Origin of the sequence: Actinomadura luteofluorescens (assembly GCF_013409365.1) — a bacterium.
Classification (GTDB): domain Bacteria; phylum Actinomycetota; class Actinomycetes; order Streptosporangiales; family Streptosporangiaceae; genus Spirillospora; species Spirillospora luteofluorescens.
The window spans coordinates 1,109,015-1,121,103 of record NZ_JACCBA010000001.1 but is presented as its reverse complement, the minus strand read 5'-3'; the positions used below and the strand labels follow the sequence as shown (position 1 = coordinate 1,121,103).

The window sequence follows — 12,089 nt, the reverse complement described above, 5'->3', positions numbered from 1 at the left end:
GACTCGACCAGGCAGGAACCCTGAAGGGGAGTTCTCCATGAACGACGAGCCGATCACTGGTGTGGTCGTTGGCTACGACGGTTCCACCGGCGGTGTGCAGGCCCTGGAGTGGGCCGCCGCCGAGGCCCGCACCCGGGGCCTGCCCCTGACCGTGCTCCACGTGTGGGACGTCTACGTCGGGGGCCCGATCGCCATGCCGGTCGTCGACCTGCGGGCCGTGGCCGAGGAGAACCTCAACAACGGGGTCGAGCACGCCCGGAAGGCGGCGCCGGAGCTGAGCGTGCGGGGCGTGCTGGCACGGGGGCAGGCGGCCGCCCGGCTGATCGAGGCCGGACACGGCGCGGACATGATCGTGCTCGGCCCGCGGGGGCTCGGCGGGTTCGTCGGACTGGTGCTCGGCTCGGTCGGCGCGCAGGTGGCCGCGCACGCCCCCTGCCCGGTCGTGATCGTTCGGGGCGACCTCGTCCCGCCGCCGGAGCGGGTGCACGGGCACGTCGTCGTGGGCGTGGACGGTTCGCCGGCGTCGCGCGAGGCGCTGGCGCTGGCCTTCGCCGAGGCCGGCGCGCACGGCTGGGACGTGCACGCGGTCGTCGCCTGGGAGGCGGTGCCCGAGAAGGACGTCCCTCCGCTGGTGGACGAGACCGGGATGCGGGACGCCGCCGCGGCCAGGCTGGCCCGGCTGATGATCCCGGCGCGTGAGCTCCACCCCGACGTGAAGGTCGAGGTCGACATCGTGACCGGCCCGCCGCGCGAGGTGCTGATGAACGCCGCGGAGGAGGCGCGCCTGCTCGTCGTCGGCTCGCGGGGCCTCGGCGGCTTCCGCGGCCTGCTGCTCGGATCGGTCAGCCACGCCCTGATCCACCACGCGCCCTGCCCGGTCGCGGTCGTCCACGCGACCTGATCGCGGACGCGCCCGGTCCCCGCGAACGGGCTCCGCGGGGCCGCCGACGGCGACCCCGCGGACGTGCCGGTCAGTGCCCCGGGGCTTTCTCGTGCTCCGCCGGCGTCACCGGCGCGGGCGCGGGCGCGTGCTCCGGGCGCGGGGTGCGCAGGGTGACGGCGGCCAGCGCCGCGCCCGCGAGCGCGACCAGTCCCGCGCCGGCGAACGCCGCCGAGAAGCCGTCGGTGAGCGCGGGCAGGTCGCCGGGCCGGTCGGCGCCGAAGGAGGCGGCGATGGCGGTCATCGCGGCCAGGCCGAGTGCCGAGCCGACCTGGTAGCTGGTGTTGACGATGCCGGACGCCAGCCCGCCCTCCTCCGGGCGGGCGGCCGACAGCGCGGTGCCCAGGGAGGGGATGAAGGCCAGCGACATGCCCAGCGCGGCCACCAGCGACGCGGGCAGGACGTCCACCCAGTAGTTCCCGTCCGGGCGGATCAGCGCCAGCCAGCCCATGCCGGCGGCCAGCACCAGCAGCCCGGTGACGATGGAGGCCTTGGGGCCGAGGCGCCCCAGGGCCCGCGGGGCCAGGACGATCATCCCGAGCATGATCAGCGCGGTCATCGGGACCAGCGCGGCCCCGGAGGGGAAGGCGCTGTAGCCGAGGACCCGCTGCAGGTAGAGGTTCAGGAAGAACCACATCGGGATCCACGCGCCGCCGAGCAGGAGCTGGGCGAGGTTCGCGGCGCCCAGGTTCGGCGCCCGGAAGATCGACAGCGGCATCAGCGGGGCGCGGCGGGACGCCTGGACGGCCAGGAACGCGCCGAGCAGGACGAGCCCGCCGGCCAGCACGGCCCAGGTCGACGCCGCGTCCCAGCCGGCCTCGGGGGCGCGGACGACGGCGAAGACGACGGCGCCGAGCCCGGCGGTCACGGTCAGCGCGCCGACCACGTCCACCGAGCCGCGGGCGCCCCCGCTGCCCCCGGGCATCAGCGCCGGCGCGGCGGCCAGCGCCAGCACGGCGATGGGGATGTTGATGTAGAAGACCCACGGCCAGGCCGCGTACTCGGTGATGACGCCCCCGAGGAACACCCCGGCGGTGCCCCCGGCGGGAGCCGCGGCGCCGTAGAGCGAAAGCGCCTTGGTCAGCTCGCGGGGCTCGGAGCCGAACAGCATCATCAGCAGGGTGAGCGCGGCGGGCGCGATGAGCGCGGCGCCGACGCCCTGCAGGGCGCGGCCGGTCAGTTCGACGCCGACGGTGCCGGCGGCTCCGGCCACCGCGGAGCCGGCGAGCAGGACCACCCAGCCGGCCGAGAACAGCCGGCGGGCGCCGAACAGGTCCGACAGCCGGCCGCCGAGCAGGAGCAGGCCGCCGAAGGCGACGACGTAGGCGTTGAACACCCAGGACAGGTTCTGCTGGGAGAAGCCCAGGTCGTCCTGGATGCGGGGCAGCGCCACCCCGATGATCGAGGTGTCCATGATCACCATGAACTGGGCGGTCGCGATGAGTGCCAGGGCCCACCACCGGCGGGCGGCGGGCGGCACGGAACGAGCGGACATGTCCCCTCCTATGTACCCCTAGGGGGTATCAACGATTCGGGCTTACCCTAGGGGGGTATAACCGAAACCGCAAGACCTGGCGGCGTGGAGCGAACGTGGTCTAGGGCACTCTCCGTGGACGATCCCTTGTCGTTACGGGGTAGGGGTACCTGGGGCGCCGCCTCAGCGGACTGGCGTGCGGGCCGGCGCGAACCGGCGGTCGAGGCCGGTGAGCCGCAGGATCTTCGCCATCTGCGGGCGGGGGCCGGTCAGGGTGACGGTGCCGCCCTGGCTGCGCGCCAGCTCGTCGGCGGCGACGAGCGCGGCGAGGCCCCGCGCGTCGCAGAAGATCAGGCCGGAGACGTCGATGACGACGTCGGGCCCCCGTTCGCCGATCAGCCTCGCCAGCTCGATGCCGAACGCGGCGGACGAGGCGATGTCCAGCTCGCCGCGGGCCGTCACCCGCGCCGGCCCGCCGTCCTCGCCGTCGATCATGGTGACGAGCTCCCCGAACGCTTCCCGCCGGATCCTTCGCGTCTGCATGCCTTCCCCCTAGGCCTTGCCCGAATGCCCCCAAGACTCCTTTGCCGGACGGCCCGCCACCAGGGACCTAGGTCCCCGCGTCCCGCCGCCGAGGTCCGCCGCGCCCCGGCGGCTCCGCGCGGCGTAGCCCGGCCGCGCGGCGATCGTCGAGGCCCACGCCTCGACCCGCGGCCAGTCGCGGTAGTCGCCGTACCGGCATCCGAGCGCTCTGAAGAGCAGATGCCCGACCAGGGAGGTGTGTTCGCGGAGGAAGACGCCCGAGAACAGGCGGTGGTCGACGGCCGTGACCCTCGTCCGGAGCTCGTCCCGCACGAGGCCCTCCTCCTTGGCGCCGAAGTGCCGCCACGGGCCGCGCAGGGCCGCCGGCACCCCGACGCTGAAGAGCCACACCGGCCGGATCGCCAGGACGTCGCGCTCGCGCGCGAGGAAGTCGAGCGCCTCGGGCAGCCACGTGCGGTCGTGGATCGCGCTGCCGAGCACGAACATCTCGTAGGCTCCGGCGTCCTCCACCCCGGCCATGGAGCGGACGTCGGCCTGGAGCCCCCGCTCGGCCAGCACCGTGCCGATCCGTCCGGCGATGCTCCGCGTGGAGCCGTGTGCACTGGCGTATCCCACCAAGACGGTCACTTTCCTCACCTCCGGCGGTGTCCTGCCTTCAGCCTCGGCCCTGGCGGCGCCCCTCCCCAGAGTCGAACGTCCCGGCCCGGCCGCCGGATGGTCAGGGCCCTGCCGGATCGTGCACGTCGGCGAGGACGAAGTAGTTCTCCTCCTCCTGGGCGAAGTGCAGGCGGAGCACCGCGTAGAGCTCCTGCACGGTCCGCCGCAGGTCGCCGGCGGGCTCCGGAGCCTCGGGCGCGGCGCGGAGCTCCGCCGTCAGAGCGCCGATCCGGCGCGCCAGCTCGGCGATCTCGGTGTGCCCGCGGCTCATCGCCCCCGTGGGGTCGGAGCCGCCGAGGACGCGCGCGACCGCCGGGTAGAGCAGCCTCTCGTCCTTGCGCTCGTGCGCCTCCAGGTCCGCCAGGAACCCCGACAGCGCGTCCATGGCGGCGTCCCGGTCCTGCCCGGCGTGGCCGGCCGCCGCGTCCGCCAGGGCGGGGAGCCGCTCGATCCGCGGCCACAGCGCCCGGTGCTCCTCGTCCAGCCGCCGGACGAGTTCGGCCTCGTCACCGCGAAGGCGCGGCGCCCGGTCGCGGCCCGGGCCCAGCACGCGCAGGGCGGACAGGATCGCCGCCACGTCGATGCCCTCCTGGAGCAGCGCCCCCGCCGCCGGGGTCAGGAACCCGAGCGCCGCGACGACCATCGCGGCCAGCGCCAGCCCCATCCCGACGAGCACGCTCTGGCGCGCGACCGACCGGGTGCGCCGCGCGATCGCGAGGGTCTCGGCCAGCCGCTCCAGCCGGTCCACGGTGACGACCACGTCGGCCGCCTCGGACGAGGCCGTCGCGCCGCGGGCGCCGAGCGCGACGCCGACGCCCGCCGCCGCGAGCGCGGGCGCGTCGTTGACCCCGTCGCCGACCATCACGGTCGGCGCGCGGGCGCTCTCGTCCCGGGCGATCTCGACCTTCCCGGCCGGCGACAGCCCGGCGTGCACGGTGTCGGCCCCCACGAGCCGGCCGATCGGCCCGGCGACGTCCGCGCGGTCGCCGGTCACCATCACCGCCCGGCCGATCCCCGCCCGGCGCAGCAGCCGGAACGTCCGCGCCGCGTCCGGACGCACGCGGTCGCGCAGCAGCAGGACGGCCGCGAGCCGCCCGTCCACGCCGACGAACACGGTGATCGCGCCGCGGGCGGCGGCCCGGTCGCGGACCCGGTCCAGCCACGCCGGGTCCGCCCGCCCCGCCCAGCTCGCCTTGCCGACGCTCACCCGGTGGCCGTCGACGGTGCCCCGCACGCCCTGCCCGGCGCGCTCCACGACGTCCTCCGGCGCCGTGAGACGCAGCCCGCGCTCGCGGGCGCCGCGGACGATCGCCGAGGCCAGCACGTGCGGGGACACCTGGTCGAGCGAGGCCGCGAGCAGCAGCGGGTCCTCGTGGCGGCCCGGGTCGGCGGCGATGATCTCGGTGAGCGCGGGACGCCCCGTGGTGACGGTGCCGGTCTTGTCGAACAGCAGCACCCGGGCCTGCGCCAGCCGCTCCAGCGTGCCGCCGCCCTTCACCACCACGCCCCGCCGCGCGCACCGCGACAGGCCGGAGACGAAGGCGATGGGCGCCGCGAGGATCAGGGGGCAGGGAGTGGCGACGACCAGCACCGCCACCGCCCGCACGGGGTCGGCGGCGGCGATCCAGGCCGCTCCGGCCAGCAGCAGGGTGGCGGGGATGAACAGGGCCGAGTACCGGTCGGCCATCCGGATGAACGGCGCGTTCTCGGCCGCGGCCTCCTCGGCGAGCCGGACGATGCCGGCATAGGTGCTGGACCGGGCGTCGTTGGTGGCGCGCAGCTCGAAGGGGTCTCCGGCGTTGACCGTCCCGCCGCGCACCGCGTCCCCGGCGGGGCGCTCCACCGGCAGCGACTCCCCGGTCAGCGTGGACTCGTCCAGCACCGCCGCCCCGCGCTCGACCAGCCCGTCCACCGGCACGGTCTCCCCGGCGCGGACCAGCAGCAGCTCGCCCGGCCGCACCTCGGAGACGTCGACGGTGTCCAGGCCGGTGCCGGTCCGGCGGTGCGCCACCCGGGGCGCGAGCGACAGCAGCGCGCCGAGGTCGCGGCGGGCGCGCCGCCCGGCCCGCTCCTCCAGCAGCCGGCCCCCGGTGAGCATCACGGCGATGACGGCGCCCGCGAAGGGCTCGCCGACCGCGATCGTCCCGGCCAGCGCGAGGACGGCGATCACATCGCTGCCGAACCTGCGGTGCAGGAGCCCGTCCACGACCCACCACACGGCGGGGCAGAGCGCGACCGCCGTCGTCAGCACCCAGACCAGGTCCCCGGCGCCGGCGCCCACCGACCAGCGCAGCGCGGCGCCCGCCGCCAGCCCGGCGCCGGTCAGCGCGAAGAGCAGCTCGTGAGCGTTCCGCGTGAGCGCGGCCCTTACCGCCATATCCACACCGCCATACCCACCTCGCCGCCTGTGCGGAGTCCGTGCCGTCCACGCTTCCACGCCGCGGCCGGGGGTCTCAGGGGCGGTCGGCTCGTGGCCGGAGGGACGAGAGGGTGCCTGACATGGGGACCTTCGTCCCTAGGGCCGCCCCCGGCCCGCGATGGAGCGTGGAAAGGAGCGGCCGTGCCGCTGTGCCCGCGGGGTCGCGTCGAAGGAAGCGACAGCCGCTGAGCCGGGAGGAGATCCGATGTCCGAGCCGATCGTCGTCGGGACCGATGGTTCCGACGAGGCGGCGGGCGCCCTCGACTGGGCCGCCGCCGAAGCCGCCTCGCGTGAGCGCCCCCTGCACATCGTCCACGCCGTGGAGAGCTGGCCCTACAAGACGCCGCTGTTCGCGCCGCCCGAGACCGCCGAGCGCATGACCCGCGCGGGGCGCACGCTCCTGGCGGCCGCGCGCGAGCGCGTCAAGGAGCGGTGGCCGGACCTGGAGATCACGACCGAGCTGGTGGCCGAGGAGGCGTGGCAGGCCCTGCGGGCGCAGTCGGAGAAGGCGTTCGAGCTCGTGGTGGCCAGCCGCGGCCGGGGCGGGTTCTCCAGCCTGATGCTGGGGTCCACGAGCCTTCGCCTGGCCGGCCACTCCGCGGTGCCGGTGGTGATCGTGCGCGACGGCGGCGTGGACCGCGGCGACGTCGTGGTGGGGATCGACCTGGCCCGGCAGATGGATCCGGTCCTCGACTACGCCTTCGAGGCCGCCGCGCTCCACGGCGCCCGGCTCCGCATCGTCCACGCGTGGCAGACGTTCGCGACGCTGATCGAGGCGGGCTACGCCGTCGACGCGGACCAGATCGAGGACGATCTTCGCAAGGAGGTCGTCGCGGCCTACCAGCCCGTCCGGCGCACGCACCCGGGGGTCGAGGTCGCCGACGACATCGTCCTGGAGCACCCGGTGACCGCGCTGGCCAACGCCTCGCAGAGCGCCCGCCTGCTGGTGGTGGGCGCCCACGACCGGCGCTGGAGCGCTCCGCAGCTCGGGTCGACCTGCCACGGGGTCATCCACCACGCGCGGTGCCCCGTCGCGGTCGTCCCCGCCCACTGACCCCGCGCCGGTCCCGTCGGCGGTTCCTTCCGCCGACGGGACCGGCATGTCCACGCGGGGTCTCAGGCAGGGGCGGGGCTGCCCCGGCTGAGCCGGGTCCGGCGCATCATCCGCTGGAGGTCGTCGGTGGTGACGATCCCGAGCAGGTGGTGGTCGGCGGCGACCGCCGCGACGAGGTCGCCCGCGACGGGGGCCATCTGGAGCAGGGCGTCCACGGGCTGCTCCGGGCCGACGACCCGGTCCGGCCCGAGCGGGACGCTCAGGTCGCCGAGGGTGACGCCGGTGTCCGGCTCCGGGACGCGGGCCAGCCGGTCGACCGTGACGGCGCCGACGGGGTCGCCGGACACGCCCACGACCGGGAACACCGTCTGGCGGGACCGCACCGCCACGTCCTGGACGAACGCGGACGCGGGCTGCCAGGCCCAGCCGTGGTCGGGATCGCGCGTCATGACCTCGGCGACCCGGAGGTCCTTCGCGGCCTCGCGGAGATCGGTGTAGCGCGCCTCCGCCCGCGCCGAGCTGGAGATGAACCAGCCGATCACGGCCAGCCACAGCCCGTTGAACCAGCTCCACAGCAGCAGCGTCAGCAGCCCGGCGCCGATCATGGTCTGGCCGAGCACCATCCCGGCGCGCTGGGCGCTGCGGGTCGCGCTCGCCCGGTTCCCGCTCCGGCCCCACAGCAGCGCGCGCAGGATGCGCCCGCCGTCCAGCGGGGCTCCGGGGAGCAGGTTGAACACCGCGATCAGGATGTTGGTCGCCGCCAGCCAGCTCAGCGAGGCGGTGACGATGACGGGGGCGCCCAGCGCGTGCCCGGCGGCCCAGGCCCCGGCGAACACCCCTCCGGCCAGCGCGCTGGTCAGCGGGCCGACCCCGGCGATCTGGAGGTCGGCGCGAGCGGTGGCGGGTTCGCCGTCCAGTTCCGCGAGACCGCCCAGCGCCCACAGCGTGATCGAGGCGACCCCCACGCCGTGGCGGCGGGCGACCAGCGCGTGCGCGATCTCGTGCGCGGCCAGCGAGGCCATGAACAGCACCGCGGCCAGCGCGGCCGCCGCCCAGCGCACGCCGGGCGGCGCGCCCGGGGCGGCCGTGGGCAGGACCGAGCGCCCGAGGATCTCGGCGATCAACAGCATGATCACCAGAACCGACCAGTGCATCCCGACCGGTATCCCGCGGAAGGTGCCGAATCTGAACGTCTGCTTCATCGCGAGCCTCCTACCGACGCCACCAGGCTCGCGCGAGGGTTCGCCCGCCGGTCAGGGGCGAATTGCTCATGTTTATGGGCCTTTGGACCCCTCGGGGCGATGGGGGCCCTCCCCGGCGGCCTCGGTGCGCAGGGCCGCGACCTCGACGGTCAGGTCGATGCCGACCGGGCACCAGACGATGCACCGCCCGCAGCCCACGCAGCCGGAGGACCCGAACTGGTCGTGCCACGTGCCGAGCTTGTGGGTGAGCCACTGGCGGTAGCGGCTCCTGGCGGACGCTCGGACGTCGCCCCCGTGCAGATGGGTGAAGTCCGGATCGAAGCAGGAGTCCCAGAGCTGCCAGCGTTCGGCGTGGTCGCCGGTCAGGTCGGTGGTGTCGGTGACCCTCGTGCAGAAGCAGGTCGGGCACACCATCGTGCAGTTGCCGCAGCTCAGGCAGCGTTCGGCCACCTCGTCCCAGCGGTCGGCCTCCAGCGTCCCGGCCATGAGCTCGCGCAGCCCGAGGGCGGGCATCTCCCGGCCCATCCGGCCGGCCGCCGCCGCCACCTCCGCGCGGGCGCGGTCGACGTCGGCGGGTTCGGCGGGGGCGGAGCCGAGGTCGTCCATCAGGGCGGCGCCCGCCTCGGTGGCGACGTCGACGACGTAGCGGACGCCGCCGTCGCCGGCCAGCTCGGTGAGCGCGAGGTCGTACCCGGGGCCCGCCTGCGGGCCGGTTCCCATGGAGGTGCAGAAGCACGTCCCGCCGGGCTCGGTGCAGTTGACGGCGATGACGAAGTTGTCATCCCGCCGCGCCGCGTAGGAGGGGTCGACGTGGCGGCCGCCCATGAGCACGCGGTCCTGGATCGCTATCGCGCGCAGATCGCATGGCCGGACGCCGAGCAGCGCGAGCCGGGCCGGTTCGGGCGGTTGCTCCTGGACCCGGAACCCGTCCCGCGTCCGGTCCGCCTCCCAGAGCTTGACCCTTGACCGGTGCAGGAACGGCTTCCAGGACTGCGGCCCGGCCGCGTGCGCGAAGGCCGCGCCGTCCTCCCGCCGGCGCAGCCGGTAGCCGCCCGCGCGGAGCGTGACGCCCCAGCCGTGGGGCAGGCGGTCGGCCGAGTCGAGTTCGGCGAGGACGATCGCGTCGTCGCGCACGGTCGGCCCGATGACGGTGTAGCCCGCTCGCCGCAGCGCCTCGCAGAGCGGGCGGAGACTCGTCAGTTCCAGCGCGGCCGGGCCGCCGGGCCCCGGTGCGTCCGTCGGAGCGGTCATCCGTCTCCCCTTCCTGTCCTGTCATCCGCCGGGAGCGCCGTCCCGCCCGGGGACGCGAGCGCGCCGGCCAGGCGGTCGGCGACCGCGCCGACCGCGGCGGCGACGCTCGGGGTCAGCCCCTCGCCGAACCCGAAGTCGTCTCCCTCGATCGCGATCACGCGGAGCCGGGCGGGCATCTGGCCCACGGCCCGCCCGAGCGCGACGGCGTCGCCGAGTCCGAGGGCGTGATCGGTGACCGGCCGCGTGGGGAGCGCCGCGGTCTCGGCGTCCAGTTCGCGGACCCTGCCGGGGGTGGGCGGGTCGGCGCGCACGGCGTCCACGACGATCGCGAGGTCGGCGTCCGCCCACAGCGCGACGAGCCTCGCGGGCTCGCCGTCGGTGACGGCGAGCCCGGCCCCGACCCGGCCGCGGAGCGCCTCGACCACGGCGGGGCCGGCGCCGTCGTCGCGGCGCAGATCGTTGCCGACGCCGATCACGATGGTCACGAGCGCTCCACGGTCAGGTCGAGGAAGTGGGTGGAGCAGGAGATGCAGGGGTCGTAGTTGCGGATCGCCTGCTCGCAGCGCCGGGTCAGGGCCTCGTCGTCGAGGTGGAGGCGGGCCGCGACGAAGCGGCGCAGGTCGTCCTCGATGGCCGCCTGGTTCTGCGACGTCGGCGGGACGATCCGGGCCGCCCGGATGAGCCCGTCCGGGCCCAGGTCGTAGCGGTGGTAGAGCAGGCCGCGCGGGGCCTCGGTGACGCCGTGGCCGGTGCCCTCCCGCGGCGGCACCGGCACGGCCGGACGGGCCGGCGGCTCGTAGCCGGCGATGAGCCGCAGCGCCTCGTCCGCCGCGTAGACGACCTCGACGGCGCGGACCAGGATGCTGCGGAACGGGTTGCGGCACTCGGCGCCGAGCCCGGCCCGGTCCGCGGCCTCCAGCGCGAGCGGGGAGAGCCGGTCGCGGTTCAGGGAGTAGCGGGCCAGGGGGCCGGTCAGGTAGCGGCCGCCGTCGGTGAAGCGCGCGTGCAGCGCGGTCGAGTGCGGGACCTGCTCCTCGACGACGTGGCGCTCGAACTCGGCGGCGGGGAAGACGCGTCCCGTGCCGCCGCGGACGACGCCGCGCTCCAGGGGGTAGCGGTCGGCCGACAGCGCGAGGAACTCGTGGCCGTGGTCGAAGTCGGGGAACTCGAAGCCCGCCGCCCACTCCACGGTGGCCAGGGCGTCGGCGCGCGCCTCCCGCAGCGTCTCGGCGAGCGGTGCCAGCTCGGCGGGCGCCGGGGTCCGGTAGAACCCCCCGACCCGGACGTTCACGGGGTGGATCGCGCGGCCGCCGAGGAACTCCATGAGCGCGTTCCCGGCCTTCTTCAGCCGCAGCCCCCGCTCGACGGCGGCGCGGTGGTCGCGGGCCAGTTCGACCGCGCCGGGATAGCCGAGGAAGTCCGGTGCGTGCAGCAGGTAGATGTGCAGCGCATGGCTCTCGATCCACTCGCCGCAGTAGAGCAGCCGGCGCAGCTCGCCGAGCGCGCCGTCCACGGTCACGCCGCAGGCGGCCTCGACGGCCTGGCAGGCGCTCATCTGGTAGGCGACCGGGCAGATCCCGCAGATCCGGGCGGTGATGTCGGGCGGCTCGGTGTGGGCGCGGCCGCGCAGGAACGCCTCGAAGAAGCGCGGCGGCTCGTAGATGTCGAGCCGCACCTCCTCGACGTCCGGGCCGCGCACGCGGACGTACAGCGCGCCCTCGCCCTCGACCCGCGCGAGGGCCCCGACGGTCAGCGTCCTCTCATTGCGGTGCGTCATCGCCGCGTCCCTCGGCCGGGGCCCCCTCGCGGAAGGCGGTGACGTTGAAGGTGGACAGCACGCGGTGCGCCTCGCCCTCGGTCATGTCGAGCCACGGCAGCAGCCCGCGCGTGTTGGGCCGCCCCCCGCCCCACGCGGGGGACGGGCCGAAGCAGCCGTAGCAGCCCCGCGCGTACGCGGGGCAGATCGCGCCGCAGCCCGCCTGGGTGATGGGGCCCAGGCACGGCGTGCCGCGGGCGACCATGACGCAGACGTTCCCGCGGATCTTGCACTCGAAGCAGACGCTGTGGGACGGGACGTCGGGCGTGCGGTCGGCCAGGTGCGCCGCCAGCACCTCCAGGAGCTGGCGGCGGTCGATCGGGCATCCCCGCAGCTCGAAGTCCACGGGGACGTGCGCGGCGATCGGGGTGGACCGCGCGAGCGTGGCGACGTACTCGGGCCGCGCGTAGACGACCGAGGCGAACTCCTCGACGTCGGCGAAGTCGCGCAGCGCCTGGATACCCCCGGCGGTCGCGCAGGCGCCGATCGTGACCAGCTTCCGCGAGACGGCCCGCACGTGCCGGATGCGGTCCAGATCCGCGGGCGTCGTGATCGACCCCTCGACCAGCGACACGTCGTAGGGCCCGTCCCCGGCGGCGCTCGACGCCTCCAGGAAGTGCGCGATCTCGATCTCGCCCGTGAGCGCGAGCAGCTCGTCCTCGCAGTCCAGGAGGGTGAGCTGGCAGCCGTCGCAGGAGGCGAACTTCCACACGGCCAGCGTCGGTCGTCCCAT

At 75.5% G+C, this 12,089-nt stretch carries 11 protein-coding genes; 2 read left to right on the top strand and 9 right to left on the bottom strand.

What is annotated here, in order from left to right; translation table 11 throughout:
* Positions 1-37 precede the first annotated feature (37 nt).
* Positions 38-901, top strand: coding sequence for a universal stress protein (locus tag BJY14_RS04900; protein WP_179842511.1), 864 nt, complete (start codon positions 38-40; stop codon positions 899-901).
* 70 nt (positions 902-971) lie between these two features.
* Here BJY14_RS04900 and BJY14_RS04895 read toward each other — a convergent pair whose 3' ends face one another.
* The 4 genes from BJY14_RS04895 to BJY14_RS04880 form a co-directional block, all read right to left on the bottom strand.
* Positions 972-2,435 (bottom strand): MFS transporter, encoded by a 1,464-nt coding sequence (locus tag BJY14_RS04895; RefSeq protein WP_179842510.1) that lies wholly within the window; start codon positions 2,433-2,435, stop codon positions 972-974.
* A gap of 162 nt (positions 2,436-2,597) precedes the next feature.
* Positions 2,598-2,957 (bottom strand): STAS domain-containing protein, encoded by a 360-nt coding sequence (locus tag BJY14_RS04890; RefSeq protein ID WP_179842509.1) that lies wholly within the window; start codon positions 2,955-2,957, stop codon positions 2,598-2,600.
* Positions 2,958-2,966: 9 nt separating this feature from the next.
* Complete coding sequence (locus tag BJY14_RS04885; RefSeq protein ID WP_179842508.1) at positions 2,967-3,584, bottom strand: flavodoxin domain-containing protein; 618 nt, start codon at positions 3,582-3,584, stop codon at positions 2,967-2,969.
* A 91-nt stretch (positions 3,585-3,675) separates the two neighbouring features.
* Positions 3,676-5,991 carry a heavy metal translocating P-type ATPase gene (locus BJY14_RS04880; RefSeq protein ID WP_179842507.1) on the bottom strand — a complete coding sequence of 772 codons (2,316 nt, stop codon included), beginning with the start codon at positions 5,989-5,991 and terminating at the stop codon, positions 3,676-3,678.
* A 247-nt stretch (positions 5,992-6,238) separates the two neighbouring features.
* Between BJY14_RS04880 and BJY14_RS04875 the strand changes: the two genes are divergently transcribed.
* Complete coding sequence (locus tag BJY14_RS04875) at positions 6,239-7,087, top strand: universal stress protein (protein WP_179842506.1); 849 nt, start codon at positions 6,239-6,241, stop codon at positions 7,085-7,087.
* Positions 7,088-7,149: 62 nt separating this feature from the next.
* Here the strand turns inward: BJY14_RS04875 and BJY14_RS04870 are convergent, their stop codons facing one another.
* From BJY14_RS04870 to BJY14_RS04850, 5 genes are all read right to left on the bottom strand, one after another.
* A complete protein-coding gene (locus tag BJY14_RS04870; protein ID WP_179842505.1) occupies positions 7,150-8,289 on the bottom strand; it encodes a site-2 protease family protein in 1,140 nt (379 codons plus the stop codon).
* Positions 8,290-8,361: 72 nt separating this feature from the next.
* Positions 8,362-9,540 carry a 4Fe-4S dicluster domain-containing protein gene (locus BJY14_RS04865; RefSeq protein ID WP_179842504.1) on the bottom strand — a complete coding sequence of 393 codons (1,179 nt, stop codon included), beginning with the start codon at positions 9,538-9,540 and terminating at the stop codon, positions 8,362-8,364.
* The gene (locus tag BJY14_RS04860; RefSeq protein ID WP_179842503.1) at positions 9,537-10,025 is read right to left on the bottom strand and encodes a hydrogenase maturation protease; all 489 of its coding nucleotides are present in this window, start codon (positions 10,023-10,025) and stop codon (positions 9,537-9,539) included. The genes BJY14_RS04865 and BJY14_RS04860 overlap by 4 nt, the downstream gene beginning before the upstream one ends.
* Positions 10,022-11,317, bottom strand: a complete 1,296-nt coding sequence (locus tag BJY14_RS04855) for a Ni/Fe hydrogenase subunit alpha (protein ID WP_179842502.1) — start codon at positions 11,315-11,317, stop codon at positions 10,022-10,024. Before BJY14_RS04855 ends, BJY14_RS04860 begins: the two co-directional genes overlap by 4 nt.
* Positions 11,301-12,089, bottom strand: coding sequence for an NADH-quinone oxidoreductase subunit B family protein (locus BJY14_RS04850; RefSeq protein ID WP_179842501.1), 789 nt, complete (start codon positions 12,087-12,089; stop codon positions 11,301-11,303). Before BJY14_RS04850 ends, BJY14_RS04855 begins: the two co-directional genes overlap by 17 nt.

Coding starts and splice junctions, on each gene's coding strand:
- BJY14_RS04890 (WP_179842509.1), bottom strand. CDS start 2,957: ATGCAGACGCGAAGGATCCGGCGGGAAGCGTTCGGGGAGCTCGTCACC.
- BJY14_RS04900 (WP_179842511.1), top strand. CDS start 38: ATGAACGACGAGCCGATCACTGGTGTGGTCGTTGGCTACGACGGTTCC.
- BJY14_RS04875 (WP_179842506.1), top strand. CDS start 6,239: ATGTCCGAGCCGATCGTCGTCGGGACCGATGGTTCCGACGAGGCGGCG.
- BJY14_RS04895 (WP_179842510.1), bottom strand. CDS start 2,435: ATGTCCGCTCGTTCCGTGCCGCCCGCCGCCCGCCGGTGGTGGGCCCTG.
- BJY14_RS04880 (WP_179842507.1), bottom strand. CDS start 5,991: ATGGCGGTAAGGGCCGCGCTCACGCGGAACGCTCACGAGCTGCTCTTC.
- BJY14_RS04855 (WP_179842502.1), bottom strand. CDS start 11,317: ATGACGCACCGCAATGAGAGGACGCTGACCGTCGGGGCCCTCGCGCGG.
- BJY14_RS04870 (WP_179842505.1), bottom strand. CDS start 8,289: ATGAAGCAGACGTTCAGATTCGGCACCTTCCGCGGGATACCGGTCGGG.
- BJY14_RS04865 (WP_179842504.1), bottom strand. CDS start 9,540: ATGACCGCTCCGACGGACGCACCGGGGCCCGGCGGCCCGGCCGCGCTG.
- BJY14_RS04850 (WP_179842501.1), bottom strand. CDS start 12,089: ATGGGACGACCGACGCTGGCCGTGTGGAAGTTCGCCTCCTGCGACGGC.